17 protein-coding genes are annotated in these 14005 nt (G+C 71.2%); 1 reads left to right on the forward strand and 16 read right to left on the reverse strand.

Going from position 1 to position 14005, the window contains the following annotated elements; genetic code table 11:
- Positions 1-6: 6 nt before the first annotated feature.
- The 4 genes from tsaE to glmS all read right to left on the reverse strand — a co-directional run bounded on the left by tsaE (position 7) and on the right by glmS (position 4053).
- The gene (tsaE, locus tag MTO99_RS10295) at positions 7-570 is read right to left on the reverse strand and encodes a tRNA (adenosine(37)-N6)-threonylcarbamoyltransferase complex ATPase subunit type 1 TsaE (RefSeq protein WP_243553530.1); all 564 of its coding nucleotides are present in this window, start codon (positions 568-570) and stop codon (positions 7-9) included.
- A complete protein-coding gene (gene alr, locus MTO99_RS10300) occupies positions 567-1718 on the reverse strand; it encodes an alanine racemase (protein ID WP_243553531.1) in 1152 nt (383 codons plus the stop codon). The genes tsaE and alr overlap by 4 nt, the downstream gene beginning before the upstream one ends.
- Positions 1715-2089: a holo-ACP synthase gene (locus MTO99_RS10305; RefSeq protein ID WP_243553532.1), complete on the reverse strand. Its 375-nt coding sequence runs from the start codon at positions 2087-2089 to the stop codon at positions 1715-1717. Before MTO99_RS10305 ends, alr begins: the two co-directional genes overlap by 4 nt.
- Positions 2090-2202: 113 nt before the next feature.
- Complete coding sequence (glmS, locus tag MTO99_RS10310; RefSeq protein ID WP_243553533.1) at positions 2203-4053, reverse strand: glutamine--fructose-6-phosphate transaminase (isomerizing); 1851 nt, start codon at positions 4051-4053, stop codon at positions 2203-2205.
- Positions 4054-4178: 125 nt separating this feature from the next.
- Between glmS and coaA the strand changes: the two genes are divergently transcribed.
- A complete protein-coding gene (gene coaA, locus MTO99_RS10315) occupies positions 4179-5129 on the forward strand; it encodes a type I pantothenate kinase (RefSeq protein WP_243553534.1) in 951 nt (316 codons plus the stop codon).
- A gap of 174 nt (positions 5130-5303) precedes the next feature.
- Here the strand turns inward: coaA and glmM are convergent, their stop codons facing one another.
- From glmM to MTO99_RS10375, 12 genes are all read right to left on the reverse strand, one after another.
- The gene (gene glmM, locus MTO99_RS10320) at positions 5304-6665 is read right to left on the reverse strand and encodes a phosphoglucosamine mutase (protein WP_243553535.1); all 1362 of its coding nucleotides are present in this window, start codon (positions 6663-6665) and stop codon (positions 5304-5306) included.
- Between the two features lie 15 nt (positions 6666-6680).
- Positions 6681-7166 (reverse strand): 30S ribosomal protein S9, encoded by a 486-nt coding sequence (gene rpsI, locus MTO99_RS10325; RefSeq protein WP_243553536.1) that lies wholly within the window; start codon positions 7164-7166, stop codon positions 6681-6683.
- 35 nt (positions 7167-7201) lie between these two features.
- The gene (gene rplM / locus MTO99_RS10330) at positions 7202-7648 is read right to left on the reverse strand and encodes a 50S ribosomal protein L13 (protein ID WP_243553537.1); all 447 of its coding nucleotides are present in this window, start codon (positions 7646-7648) and stop codon (positions 7202-7204) included.
- Between the two features lie 135 nt (positions 7649-7783).
- Entirely contained in the window at positions 7784-8803 is a 1020-nt protein-coding gene (locus MTO99_RS10335) for a tRNA pseudouridine synthase A (protein WP_243553538.1), read from the reverse strand.
- Between the two features lie 314 nt (positions 8804-9117).
- Positions 9118-9678 carry a 50S ribosomal protein L17 gene (gene rplQ, locus MTO99_RS10340; RefSeq protein ID WP_243553539.1) on the reverse strand — a complete coding sequence of 187 codons (561 nt, stop codon included), beginning with the start codon at positions 9676-9678 and terminating at the stop codon, positions 9118-9120.
- Between the two features lie 43 nt (positions 9679-9721).
- Positions 9722-10708, reverse strand: coding sequence for a DNA-directed RNA polymerase subunit alpha (locus MTO99_RS10345; RefSeq protein WP_149161195.1), 987 nt, complete (start codon positions 10706-10708; stop codon positions 9722-9724).
- Positions 10709-10837: 129 nt separating this feature from the next.
- Complete coding sequence (gene rpsK, locus MTO99_RS10350; protein ID WP_022889749.1) at positions 10838-11236, reverse strand: 30S ribosomal protein S11; 399 nt, start codon at positions 11234-11236, stop codon at positions 10838-10840.
- A gap of 32 nt (positions 11237-11268) precedes the next feature.
- Positions 11269-11649: a 30S ribosomal protein S13 gene (gene rpsM, locus MTO99_RS10355; RefSeq protein ID WP_243553540.1), complete on the reverse strand. Its 381-nt coding sequence runs from the start codon at positions 11647-11649 to the stop codon at positions 11269-11271.
- Between the two features lie 176 nt (positions 11650-11825).
- Entirely contained in the window at positions 11826-11939 is a 114-nt protein-coding gene (rpmJ, locus tag MTO99_RS10360; RefSeq protein WP_056734976.1) for a 50S ribosomal protein L36, read from the reverse strand.
- 71 nt (positions 11940-12010) lie between these two features.
- The gene (gene infA / locus MTO99_RS10365) at positions 12011-12232 is read right to left on the reverse strand and encodes a translation initiation factor IF-1 (protein ID WP_149161193.1); all 222 of its coding nucleotides are present in this window, start codon (positions 12230-12232) and stop codon (positions 12011-12013) included.
- Positions 12233-12402: 170 nt separating this feature from the next.
- Complete coding sequence (locus MTO99_RS10370; RefSeq protein WP_243553541.1) at positions 12403-13563, reverse strand: mannitol-1-phosphate 5-dehydrogenase; 1161 nt, start codon at positions 13561-13563, stop codon at positions 12403-12405.
- Positions 13563-14000, reverse strand: a complete 438-nt coding sequence (locus MTO99_RS10375) for a PTS mannitol transporter subunit IIA (RefSeq protein ID WP_243553542.1) — start codon at positions 13998-14000, stop codon at positions 13563-13565. The genes MTO99_RS10370 and MTO99_RS10375 overlap by 1 nt, the downstream gene beginning before the upstream one ends.
- Between the last annotated feature and the right edge of the window lie 5 nt (positions 14001-14005).

Raw genomic sequence — 14005 nt, forward strand, 5'->3', positions numbered from 1 at the left:
TGTCGATCACGCGCCGGGCGCGTAGGGCGTTCCGGCCCAGCGCGGGCCGATGCCCGTGATCGTGACGGTGCGCGGCTCGTCAGCGTCGAAGTCGTCGGCGTCGAGTTCGGCGTCGTCGAGTTCGGCGTCGCCGCCGCCGGCGTCGCGATCGGATGCCTCGGACCCCGCGGCATCCGTTTCGCCCCCGGTCCGGCGCGCGATGACCACGTCGAGCCGACTGTCTGCCGCGTCCTCGATGAGGCCGGCGCCCCACTCGGCGACCACCACCGACCGGTCGAAGTCGAGGTCCAGGTCCCACAGCTCGGCTGCCGCGCCGAGCCGGTACGCGTCCACGTGCACGAGCGGGGCCCCGCCGACGAGGCTCGGGTGGGTGCGCGCGAGCACGAACGTCGGCGACTGCACCGGCCCCCGCACGCCCAGCCCGTCGCCGATGCCGCGCGTGAGCGTCGTCTTGCCCGCGCCCAGCGGACCGGTCAGCACGACCAGGTCGCCGGCGCGCAGCCGCTCGCCGAGCTCGCGTCCGAGGTGCTCCATCGCGGCGGTGTCAGGCACCTCGACGCGCACGGTCATGCGCCGGCCTCCGCGGGGCGTCCGGCTGCGCCGGTGTACGAGCGGGACACCCGCGGTCCGATGCGGGTCACGATCTCGTACCCGATCGTGCCGGCCGCCTCCGCGAGCTCGTCGGCGGTCGGTGCGCCCGTCGTCGGGTCGCCGAACACGACCACCTCGTCGCCGACGTCGACCGCCAGGTCGCCGGCGTCGACGACGACCTGATCCATCGCGACGCGACCGACGATGGGGCGTCGCCGCCCGCCGATCAGCACCTCGGCGCCTGCACCCGTGGCGTGGCGCGGCATCCCGTCGGCGTAGCCGAGGGGCACGAGCGCGAGGGTGGTCGCCCCGTCGCTGCGCCAGAGGTGCCCGTACGAGACGCCGGTGTCGCCGGGCACGCGGCGCACGGCTGCGACTCGTGCGCGCAGCGTCATCGCCGGCACGAGCCCGAGGTCGCTGCCGGTCGTGCCGTCGCCGAACGGGGTGAGCCCGTACATGCCGATGCCGATGCGCACGGCGTCGTAGCGCGACGACGGGTCGCGCAGCGCCTGTTCCGACGAGGCGATGTGCCGCAGCGCCGGTCGCAGTCCGGCCGCATCGGCGGCGGCGAGCGCCCGTTCGAATGCGGCGAGCTGGGCGGCGTCGGACTCGCGCGACGTGTTCGCGAAGTGGCTGAACACGCCGACGACCGCGAGCCGGCCCTGCGATTCGAGGTCGGCCGCGCGCGTCACGACGGCCGGCCATTCCTCGGGCGCGACGCCGTTGCGGCTGAGGCCGGTGTCGATCTTCAGGTGCACGCGCGCCGGTGTGCCGCCCGTCGCGGCGGCGGCGTGCTCGAGCTGGGCGGGGTTCGAGATGCCGAGTTCGATGCCGCGGTCGACCGCCGAGGCGAAGTCGGCTCCGGGGTCGTGCAGCCAGGCGAGGATCGGCGCGTCGATGCCGGCGGCACGCAGCTCGTGCGCCTCGTCGAGGTCGGCCACGCCGAGCCGGGCCGCTCCGCCCGCGAGTGCGGCCCTCGCGACGGGCACGGCGCCGTGCCCGTACGCGTTCGCCTTCACGACGGCGATCACCTCGGCCGGCGCGACCCGGGCCGCGATGGTGCGGATGTTGGCCGCGATCGCGTCGAGATCGACGATCGCCTCGCGCAGGGGTCGCGTCGCGCTCATCCGGGCGTTCCGTTCGGCTCGGATGCCTCGAGCACCACGAAGGCGCTCGCGATGCCCGCGTCGTGGCTCATCGAGAGGTGCACGCGGTCGATGCCGAGGCCGGCCAGGCACGTGCCGAGTGAACCCGATAGGTCGAAGTCGGGGTTGCCGAGCTCGTCCTGCACGACGCGCATGTCGTGCCAGCGCACGTCGACCCGGCCGCCGAGCGCTTTGATGAGCGACTCCTTCGCGGCGAACCGCGCCGCGAGCGACCGCAGCGGGCGATCGCGTTCGCTCTCAGCGAACAGGCGATCGACGAGCGCCGGCGTGCGCTCGAGCTTGCGCCCGAACCGCGCGATGTCGACGACGTCGATGCCGATGCCCCTGATCACCTCGGTTCCCTTCCGCCTGCACCCCATCATGCTCCGCGACCTCCGCGCGGAGCATCCGAACCGCCTGCGCGAGCGCACCTGCGCGAGCCCACCCGCGCGAGTGCGCCGGGGAGCTACTCGACCGTGACCGACTTCGCGAGGTTGCGCGGCTGGTCGACGTCGAGGCCCTTCGCCTCCGACAGCTCCATCGCGAACATCTGCAGCGGCACCACCGCGAGCAGCGGTTCGAACAGCGGACCGGCCAGCGGGATGCGGATCACCTCGTCGGCGAACGGCAGCACCGCCACGTCGCCGGCCTCGGCGATCGCGATCACACGGGCGCCGCGGGCGCGGATCTCCTGGATGTTCGACACGACCTTCGGGTGCAGGTTCTGCGAGCCGCGCGGGCTCGGCACGACCACGAACACCGGCTGGCCGGGCTCGATCAGCGCGATCGGGCCGTGCTTCAGCTCGCCCGCGGCGAATCCCTCGGCGTGGATGTACGCGAGCTCCTTCAGCTTCAGCGCGCCCTCGAGCGCGATGGGGTAGCCCACGTGCCGGCCGAGGAACAGCACCGACCGGGTGTCGGCCATCCAGTGCGCGAGCTGCGCCACCCGCTCCGACTCCGCGAGCACCTCGGCGAGCTGGGCCGGCACCTGCTGGAGCTCGTCGACGAACCCGGCGAGCGTCGCCTCGTCGAGCGTGCCGCGCACCCGGGCCAGGTGCAGGCCGAACAGGTAGAGCGCCGTGATCTGGGCGACGAACGCCTTCGTCGACGCGACCGCGACCTCGGGGCCTGCATGGGTGTACACCACGCCGTCGGACTCGCGCGGAATCGTCGCGCCCTGCGTGTTGCAGACCGAGATCGTCTTCGCACCGTGCTCGCGCGCGTACTTCACGGCCATCAGCGTGTCCATCGTCTCGCCCGACTGGCTGATCGAGACGACGAGGGTGTGCTCGTCGAGCACCGGCTCGCGGTAGCGGAACTCGTGGCTGAGCTCGACCTCGACCGGCACGCGCGCCCACTGCTCGATGGCGTACTTCGCGACCATGCCGGCGTACGCGGCGGTGCCGCAGGCGATGACGGTGATGCGGCGGATGTCGCGGAGCATCTCGTCGCCGAACCCGTCGAGCTCGGGGATCACGACCTGCCCGTCGACCACCCGGCCCAGGATCGTGTTCGCGACCGCGTCGGGCTGCTCGGAGATCTCCTTGCGCATGAACGACGACCAGCCGCCCTTCTCGGCGGCCGACGCGTCCCACTCGACCTCGAACGGCTGCACCTCGACCGGGTCGCCCGCGAAGTCGCTGACCTCGACGCCGTCGGCGGTGATCGCCACGATCTGGTCCTGGCCGATCGCCAGCGCCCGCTTCGTGTACTCGACGAAGGCCGCGACATCCGACCCCAGGAAGTTCTCGCCCTCGCCGAGGCCGATGACCAGCGGAGAGTTGCGACGCGCACCCACCACGAGGCCCGGTTCGTCGCGGTGCACCGCGAGCAGCGTGAACGCGCCCTCGAGCCGGTTGACGGTGCGGCGGAACGCCTCGCGCAGGTCGCCCGTCTCGCGCACCTCGCGCCCGAGCAGCACGGCGGCGACCTCGGTGTCGGTCTCGCTCTCGAACGCGAAGCCCTCGGCTTCGAGCTCGGCCTTCAGCTCGGCGAAGTTCTCGATGATGCCGTTGTGGATGAGCGCGAGCTTGCCGTCGTCGCCCAGGTGCGGGTGCGCGTTGCGGTCGGTCGGCCCGCCGTGCGTCGCCCAGCGGGTGTGCCCGATGCCCGTGGTGCCCGGAGCGAGCGGATGCCGCTCGAGCTCGTCGGCCAGCACCTGCAGCTTGCCCGCCCGCTTGGCGGTCTCCAGACGCCCGCCGTCGTCGATGACGGCGACGCCGGCCGAGTCGTAGCCACGGTATTCGAGGCGACGAAGGCCGCCCATGAGCACGTCGACGCTTTCACGCGCGCCGACGTATCCGACGATTCCACACATGCGCTCGATTCTAGGCTGCCGCCGCTGGGTGCTCGGTGCACCGACGACGATCGGCCCGGATGCCTCGCGGCGCTGCCGACCGGGCGGCGCGAAGCGGGGCATCCGGCCGCCGGTAGACTGACCGGGTGCTGGATCGCCACAGTCCGTCGGCCCCGCAGCTCTCGCCGTTCATCGAACTCGACCGGTCGGACTGGTCGGCACTCGCCCCGTCGGTGCCCGCTCCGCTCACCGAGACCGAACTCGTGCAGCTGCGCGGGCTCGGCGAACCGCTCGACCTCGGGGAGGTCGCCGAGGTCTACCTGCCGCTCTCCCGGCTGCTGAACCTCTACGTCGGCGGCACCAAGGCGCTGCACCGGGTCACGAGCGAGTTCCTCCGCGAGCGCAGCGAGTCGACCCCGTTCGTGATCGGCGTCGCGGGCTCGGTGGCGGTGGGCAAGTCGACCATCGCGCGACTCCTCCGCGAACTCCTCGCCCGCTGGGAGTACACGCCGCGGGTCGAGCTGATCACCACCGACGGATTCCTGTTCCCGAACGCCGAACTCGAGCGGCGCGGGCTCATGGCGCGCAAGGGATTCCCCGAGTCGTACGATCGCCGGGCGCTGCTGCGGTTCGTGAGCGAGGTGAAGGCCGGCGCATCCGAGGTCGTCGCGCCGTTCTACTCGCACCTCGCCTACGACATCGTCCCCGACGCGCAGATCACCGTGCGCCGGCCCGACGTGCTCATCGTCGAGGGGCTCAACGTGCTGCAACCGCCCGGCCCCGGGCATCGGCTCGCGGTGAGCGACCTGTTCGACTTCACCATCTACGTCGACGCGCGCACGAGCGACATCGCGCGCTGGTACGAAGAGCGGTTCCTGAAGCTGCAGCGCGGCGCGTTCGCGAACCCGAACTCGTACTTCCACCGGTACGCGTCACTGTCCGAGGCCGAGGCCAGGGCGCGCGCGAGCGAGATCTGGCGGTCGATCAACGAGCCGAACCTGCTGCAGAACATCCGCCCGACGCGGTCGCGTGCGACGCTCGTGCTGCGCAAGGGCGCCGACCACGCCGTGAAGAGCGTGCTGCTCCGCAAGCTCTAACCCCCCACCCGCACCCCCGCACCCGCACCCGCACCCACACACCCACACCCGCACGAGACGTAATTCAGGAGCACACCGGCGTGTCGTGGCCTGTCGCACAGCAGAACGCGCCGCGACACGCCTCCGCACCTGAATTGCGTACACTGCCGGGGCCGCGCGGGCTCTGAGCGGCGGCTACAGGGAGAGGCGGGCGCGGACGATCTCAGCGAGGGCGTTCGCGTGGCGGTCGGCGGCCTCCTGATCGGATGCCTCGACCATCACCCGCACCATCGGCTCGGTGCCCGACGGCCGGAGGAGCACTCGCCCGGTGTCGCCCAGCTCGGCCGTCGCCGCCGCGACGGCGGCCGCGATCTCGGCGTCGCCGTCGAGAGCGTGGTGGTTCACCCCGCGCACGTTCACGAGCACCTGCGGATACACCGTCATCGCCGACGCGAGTTCGGCGAGCGACCGGCCGGTGCGCGCGACCTCGGCCGCCAGGTGCAGCCCGGTCAGCACGCCGTCGCCCGTGGTGGCGAACTCGGTCATGATCACGTGCCCCGACTGCTCGCCGCCGAGCGCGAGCGAGTGCTCGTGCAGCGCCTCGAGCACGTAGCGGTCGCCGACCTTCGTCTCGATCACCCGCACGCCGTGCTCGGCCATCGCCTTCTTCAGGCCGAGGTTCGACATCACGGTGACCACGAGCGTGTCATCGGTGAGACGGCCGCGCTCCTTCATCGAGAGGGCGAGGATCGCCATGATCCGGTCGCCGTCGACCACGTTGCCGTCGGCGTCGACCGCGAGGCAACGGTCGGCGTCGCCGTCGTGGGCGATGCCCAGATCGGCGCCGTGCTCCACGACGGCGGCCTGCAGTCCCTCGAGATGCGTCGACCCGACGCCGTCGTTGATGTTGATGCCGTCGGGGTCGGCGCCGATGACGACGACCTCGGCACCCGCATCCCGGAACGTTTCGGGCGAGACGCCGGCGGCCGCGCCGTGCGCGCAGTCGATGACGATCTTCAGGCCGTCGAGCCGGTTCGGCAGGCTGGCGAGCAGGTGCACGACGTACCGGTCTTCGGCGTCCGCGAACCGGCGGATACGGCCGACGCCGTCGCCGATCGGGGCGAGCTTGGGCTTGCCGAGGAACGCCTCGATGCGATCCTCGACGACGTCGGGCAGCTTCGTGCCGCCGAACGCGAAGAACTTGATGCCGTTGTCGGGCGCGGGGTTGTGCGACGCCGAGATCATCACGCCGAAGTCGGCATTGACATCGTCGATGAGGAAGGCGGTCGCGGGCGTCGGGATGACGCCGGCGTCGAGCACGTCGACGCCCGATGCGGCCAGGCCGGCCGCCACGGCGGCGGTGAGGAACTCGCCCGACACGCGCGGGTCGCGCGCGACGACGGCGGTCGGGCGCCGGCCGGCGGCGCGGCGCTCGTCGGCGTGACGCCCCTGAGTGAGGACGGCGGCAGCCGCTTGGGCGAGGCCCAGGGCCAGGTCAGCCGTGAGTTCACGGTTGGCCAGGCCCCGGACCCCGTCGGTTCCGAAGAGCCGAGGCATCCTGATCTCTCGCGCTTAGCGCTTCGAGAACTGGGGAGCCTTGCGGGCCTTCTTGAGACCGGCCTTCTTGCGCTCGATGACGCGGGCGTCGCGCGTGAGGAAGCCGGCCTTCTTGAGGGTCGGGCGGTTGTTCTCGCGGTCGATCTCGTTGAGCGCACGCGCGATCGCGAGGCGCAGCGCGCCGGCCTGGCCCGAGGGGCCGCCGCCGGTGATGCGGGCGATCACGTCGTACGAGCCCGCGAGCTCGAGCACGGTGAACGGGTCGGTGATGAGCTGCTGGTGCAGCTTGTTCGGGAAGTAGGCCGCGAACTCACGGCCGTTGACCGTGATGCTGCCCGAACCCGGCACGACGCGCACGCGCGCGATGGCCTGCTTGCGGCGGCCGACGGCCGCACCCGAGACGTTCAGCACGGGACGCGGGGTGGCCGGAGCCGCCGCCGGGGCGCTCTCGGTCGTGTAGCTCTCGGGAGCCGCTTCGATCTGGTCTGCGATCTTCGCCATGGTGGTGTCTGAATCCTTTTCGCGCTGCGAGGTGCTTACTGGGCGACCTGGGTGAGGGTGTACGGCTTCGGCTGCTGAGCCGCGTGCGGGTGCTCCGGGCCGGTGTAGACCTTCAGCTTCTTGAGCTGGGCACGACCGAGCGAGTTCTTCGGGAGCATGCCGCGGATCGCCTTCTCGACGGCGCGGACGGGGTTCTTCTCGAGCAGTTCGGCGTAGCCGACCGCCTTGAGGCCGCCCGGGTAGCCCGAGTGGCGGTAGGCCTTCTTCTGCTCGAGCTTCTGGCCGGTGAGGGCCACCTTCTCGGCGTTGACGATGATGACGAAGTCACCGGTGTCCATGTGGTTCGCGAAGGTGGGCTTGTGCTTGCCGCGCAGCAGGGCTGCGGTGTGGCTGGCGAGGCGGCCGAGCACGACGTCGGTGGCGTCGATGACGACCCAGTCGTGCTGGATCTCGCTCGCCTTGGGGCTGTAGGTGCGCGTCACAGTAGTGCTGCTTTCTGATCGAGTGAGGGGTTCGTGAATCCCGCTCCGGGGGGTGTTCGCTCACGATGCGAGGCGAACGCCACGGTGGAGGGCTCAACATCGGATGCCGCGCAGTGACGGCACCAAAGAGATAGCTTAGCCGACGACCCCGTCGACCCGCAATTCGCGTCGTGCGCGGGTCTGCACCGCCCGCGCCGCGAGCTCGGCATCCGGCGGGTAGCCCACCTCGGTGAGCACGAGCCCCTTCGCGGGCATCACCACGAACGCACTCGAGCGCTCGGCGGCGTGCAGCAGGGCTTCGGGCTCGGATGCGACGAGCCGGCCTTCACCGACCGCGACGCACGCCCCGACGAGTGCGCGCACCATGGAGTGGCAGAACGCGTCGGCCTGCAGCGCGGCCGTGAGCACCCCGTCGTCGCCCCTCGTCCAGCCGAACGCCTGCAGGGTGCGGATGGTGGTGGCGCCCTCGCGCGGCTTGCAGTAGGCGGCGAAGTCGTGCAGGCCGAGCAGCGACTGCGCGGCCGCGTGCATCGCCGCGACGTCGAGCGTTCGCGGGTGCCAGACCGTGCGTCGCCGCTGGAGCGGGTCGTGCAGCGCGGCCGCGTCCGCGATGCGGTACTCGTAGCGGCGCCAGGTCGCGGAGAACCGCGCGTCGAATCCCTCGGGGGCGAGGTCGGCAGCGGCGAGCACGACGTCGGCGTCGCGCGAGCCCAGGATGCCGTTGACCCGCTTCGCGAGCACGGTGCCGGCGACGGCCGCGCCGGGCGCCACAGCCGACTCAGATGCCTCAGGCGCCTGGGCTGCCTGAGCCGCCTGGGCTGCCTGGGCCGCCCCGGCCCTCGCGGCGCCGGGCCCGGCACCGCGCTTCGGCCGCGTCACCTCCGCGAGCGCCGCGCGCGGCACGTCGAGGTGGGCGACCTGGCCGGTCGCGTGCACGCCCGCGTCGGTGCGGCCCGCCACGGTCAGCCGGGGCGCGACGGCCGCGCGGCGGAACAGCGTGCCGAGCGCGTCCTCGAGGGTGCCCTGCACGGTGCGCAGCCCGGGTTGGCGGCTCCACCCGGCGAAGTCGGTGCCGTCGTACGCGACGGCGAGGCGCAGCCGGACGACCTCGTCCGCGGCATCCGCGCCCGGTTCACCGCCCGTCGTTCCCTCCACCCGTCCAGCCTAGATCCCGCCCCGTTCTCCCTCTCCCCCGCCCCGCCCTCTCCCCTTCGTCCTCCCCCTCGTCCTCCCGTCCGCTCCCGCGGATCGGGAATCCCCACGCGGCGCGCCGTGCGCCGGTCGGCGACGCGCCGAAAGTGCCGCCATCCTTCCTGATCGCGTGAATCTGGCGGTCGCGTGATGCTGGCAGTCGCGTGAAGCGGGTCGGTGGGGGCGACCACGTGGGATGCCTCGGCCGGGCGCCGCCCGGGCACGGCGAAGGGCCCCGATGCGACGCATCGGGGCCCTTCGCGCGATTGCGGCGAGGCTTACTTGGCCTCGGCGGCCTCGGCCTCCTCGGCGGGAGCCTCGGTCGACTCCTCGGATGCCTCCGCGCCGGCGGCCTCGTCGACCGCGGCCTCGGCCTCGGTCACGACCTCGTCAGCGGCGGTCTCCTCGACCGGCGCCTCCTCGGCGGGAGCGGCGGGCGCCGAGGCTTCGGCCGGCTTCGCGGCGCGCTGCTTCTTCACGACCGGCTCGAGCACCAGCTCGATGACCGCCATGGGCGCGTTGTCGCCCTTGCGGTACCCGGTCTTGATGACGCGCGTGTAGCCGCCCTCGCGGTCGGCCACCTGCGGCGCGATCACGGTGAACAGCTCGTGCACGACGGCCTTGTCGCCGATGACGGCGAGCACGCGACGGCGCGCGTGCAGGTCGCCGCGCTTGGCGAACGTGATGAGACGCTCGGCCAGCGGACGCAGGCGCTTGGCCTTGGTCTCGGTGGTCGTGATGCGCTTGTGCGTGAACAGCGCCGCGGCGAGGTTCGCGAGGAGCAGGCGCTCGTGCGCGGGTCCGCCTCCGAGGCGGGGGCCCTTCGTGGGCTTCGGCATGGTTCGTTATCTCCAGTAGTGGGGGTTGGTGCGGCGCTCGGGCCTAGTTCTCGTCGTCGTAGCCCGTGTAGAAGTGGGCGCCGTCGAACCCGGGAACCGAGTCCTTCAGCGACAGGCCCATCTCGGTGAGCTTGTCCTTGACCTCATCGACCGACTTCTGGCCGAAGTTGCGGATGTTCATGAGCTGCGACTCGCTGAGGGCGACCAGCTCGGACACCGTGTTGATGCCCTCGCGCTTCAGGCAGTTGTACGAGCGCACCGACAGGTCGAGGTCTTCGATCGGGATCGAGAGCTCGCTCGACAGCACGGCGTCGACCGGAGCCGGGCCGATCTCGATGCCCTCGGCCGCGGTGTTCAGTTCGCGGGCGAGGCCGAACAGCTCGACGAGGGTGCGACCGGCCGACGCGATCGCGTCGCGCGGCGAGATCGCGGGCTTGGTCTCGACGTCGACCACGAGGCGGTCGAAGTCGGTGCGCTCGCCCGCACGGGTGGCCTCGACGCGGTAGGTGACCTTCAGCACCGGCGAGTAGATCGAGTCGACCGGGATCTGGCCGGCCTCGCTGTACTCGTTGCGGTTCTGCGACGCCGACACGTAGCCGCGGCCGCGCTCGATGGTCAGCTCGAGCTCGAGCTTCGCCGAGTCGTTGAGCGTCGCGATGACCAGCTCGGGGTTGTGCACCTCGACGCCGGCCGGAGCCGAGATGTCGGCCGCGGTGACCTCACCGGCGCCCTGCTTGCGCAGGTAGGCGGTGATGGGCTCGTCGTGCTCGCTGGAGACGACCAGGTTCTTGATGTTGAGGATGATCTCAGTGACATCCTCTTTCACACCCGGGACGGTGGTGAACTCGTGGAGCACGCCGTCGATGCGGATGCTCGTCACGGCGGCGCCGGGGATCGACGAGAGCAGGGTGCGGCGGAGCGAGTTGCCGAGCGTGTAGCCGAAGCCGGGCTCGAGGGGCTCGATCACGAACCGCGAACGGAACTCCGAGATGTTCTCTTCGGTGAGCGTCGGGCGCTGTGCGATCAGCACGTTTGGATTCCTTTCGGCAGGGTGTCCGCTATATGACACCTGCGAGTACGGGGATCTTGAGTTATGAGAGAACGGATGCCCCGCGCGCGGCCGACACCGCGGCGTCGGCCGCGCGGGGGCGACGGAGCGTCAGACGCGGCGGCGCTTCGGCGGGCGGCAGCCGTTGTGCGCCTGCGGCGTCACGTCGTTGATGCTGCCGACCTCGAGGCCCGCGGCCTGGAGCGAACGGATCGCGGTCTCGCGGCCCGAGCCGGGGCCCTTGACGAAGACGTCGACCTTCTTCATGCCGTGCTCCTGCGCCTGGCGGGCGGCCGACTCGGCGGCCAGCTGCGCGGCGAACGGCGTCGACTTGCGCGAACCCTTGAAGCCCACGCCACCCGACGAGGCCCAGCTGATCACGGCACCGTTCGTGTCGGTGATGGACACGATGGTGTTGTTGAACGTCGACTTGATGTGGGCCTGGCCCACGGCGATGTTCTTCTTTTCCTTCTTGCGCGGCTTGCGAGTAGCCGCCTTGGGTGCTGCCATGTTCGAAATCTCCTAGATCTGGCGACGAGCGGTTACTTGCGGCCGGGCTTCTTCTTGCCGGCGACGGTGCGCTTCGGACCCTTGCGGGTACGGGCGTTGGTCTTGGTGCGCTGACCGCGGACCGGGAGGCCGCGACGGTGGCGGATGCCCTCGTACGAGCCGATCTCGACCTTGCGGCGGATGTCGGCGGCCACCTCGCGGCGGAGGTCGCCCTCGACCTTGTAGGTGCCCTCGATGTGGTCGCGCAGCGCGACCAGCTGGTCGTCGGTGAGGTCCTTGACCCGGATGTCACCGCTGATGCCGGTGGCCTTCAGAGTCTCGAGCGCGCGGGTGCGACCCACGCCGTAGATGTAGGTGAGAGCGATCTCCACGCGCTTCTCGCGCGGAATGTCGACTCCTGCCAGACGTGCCATATCGGCGTTCTCCTGTGAGTGAGTGGAGGTGTGGAGCAATGCCGGTGCCCGGGCCTCCTCCCGAGGTGTCCTCCGCGGCCGCGTGGCGGCCGACGGATTCTGGCATTGCCGAGTGAGTGTTCAGTTGTGGAGCGTGCGCGAACGCGGATGCCTCGTGCGGGGCATCCGCTCGGCGACTAGCCCTGGCGCTGCTTGTGGCGCGGGTTCTCGCAGATGACCATCACGCGGCCGTGGCGGCGGATGACCTTGCACTTGTCGCAGATGCGCTTGACGCTGGGGTTGACCTTCACAGTCGTGGTTCCTTACTTCGCTGTCCTCGTGCCCACGGGTTTCCGCGGGCCGTTACTTTCCGACAGACCTGTTACCGGTAGCGGTAGATGATGCGGCCTCGGGTGAGGTCGTACGGGCTGAGCTCGACGACCACACGGTCTTCGGGCAGGATGCGGATGTAGTGCTGCCGCATCTTTCCGGAGATGTGGGCCAGGACCTTGTGGCCGTTGGTCAACTCGACGCGGAACATAGCGTTCGGGAGCGCCTCGATGACCGAACCTTCGATCTCGATGACACCGTCTTTCTTGGCCATAGCCTCACTATCGCTCGGTGGGTACAGGTTGTCGGTCGTGCGATGATGGATGCACCTGCGGCGCCCCGAGAGGCATGCCGAAGCTGGCGTGCAACACACCAAGGGTCTACTATATGCGATCCGGCTGCGAATCGCCAGCCGAGGGCTTCGTTCGCCCCCTCCGCCGCCCTTCAGCGGGCCCGCTGATCGGCCTGCGCCCCGGCCACGATCGCCACGAGCGGGTCGAAGAGCGGATGCCCCGACTCGATGCCCGTCACCTCGCGGACGACCTCGGGCGCGGCATCCGATCGCAGGAGCGCCTGCAGGTCGACCGCCTCGGCGTCGGCCGCGACGTCGAAGCGCAACGCCGCCGCGACCGCGTCGAGCAGCCCCGCCACGGGCATGCCGCGCTCGACGAGCTCCGCCGCCGGCCCGATGAACCGCTCCGAACGGGAGAGCTTGCGCAACGGCTGCCGCCCGACGCGTTCGACCGTGTCGGGAAGCTCGGGATTGCGGAATCGCTCGAGGATGCGCGCGCGGTAGGCCGCCTGCTCGGCCTCGTCGAGGCCGTGCTTGGCGACCACGAGGGCGGAGGTCTCGGTCAGCGCGCGTTCCACGCCCGCCGCGACCTCGGCGTCGGCGAGCGCATCGCTGATGCGCTCGTACCCCAGCAGGTGGCCGAGGTAGGCGGTGGCGGCGTGGCCGGTGTTCACCGTGAAGAGCTTGCGCTCGATGTACGGCGCCAGGTCGTCGACGAAGTGCGCGCCCGGGATCTCGGGCGGCGCGTCGCCGAACGGCGGGCGCTCGATCGCCCACTCGAAGAACGTCTCGACGATGACGTCCAGCCCGGTCTCGGCCGGCTGGCCCGGCACGATGCGGTCGACCGCGGTGTTCGCGAAGATCGCCCGGTGCGCGAGCGTCGGCCACTCCTCGGCGCCGGCGAGCGCGGCGATCTCGTCGCGCAGCAGGTCGGTGGCGTTGATCGCGTTCTCGCAGGCCATCACGATGAGCGGCGGCAGGTCGCCGGGCCGCGCGCGCAGCGCGTCGAGCAGGTGCGGCGCGATGAACCGCAGCACCCGCGGCCCGACCGCGGTGGTCGCCACGTCGGCGGTGGTGAGCTCGGCGACCAGGCCCGGGGCATCCGCCGCACTGTCGATCGCGCGGAACCGCTCGACGATCCGGTCGCGCCCGCCCGGCCCGACCTCGTGCACGACGTACCGGTCGGCCGCCTGGAGCCGACCGATCAGGGCGGCGTCGACGTCGGCGAACACCACCTCGTAGCCGGCGTCGTGCAGCAGCAGCCCGACGAATCCGCGGCCGATGTTGCCGGCGCCGAAGTGCACGGCCTTCATCAGCCGTTGACCTCCGACAGCAGCGCGACGAGTTCGTCGGCCGACGCGGCGCCGAGCAGTCTCTGCACCTCGTCCTCGTCCGAGAAGATGATCGCGATGCGCGACAGGATCTCGAGGTGCTCGTCGCCGACGCCCGCGATGCCGACGACGAACCGCACCGGCTCGCCGCCCCAGTCGATCGGCTCCTCGTAGCGCACGAACGACAGCGCCGAGCGCACGATCGAATCCTTCGCCTCGTTCGTGCCGTGCGGGATGGCCAGGCCGTTGCCCATGAACGTCGACACGGTCTGCTCGCGTTCGAGCATCGCATCGACGTAGTCGGGGCGCACCGCGCCCGCCTCGACGAGGATGCGGCCCGCTTCGCGGATCGCCGCCTCGCGGTGCTCGGCCCGTGCGACGATGCGCACGTCCCCCGGCGCCAGAATCGCCTCGGTCATGTCAG

Origin of the sequence: Agromyces larvae (assembly GCF_022811705.1) — a bacterium.
GTDB lineage: Bacteria > Actinomycetota > Actinomycetes > Actinomycetales > Microbacteriaceae > Agromyces > Agromyces larvae.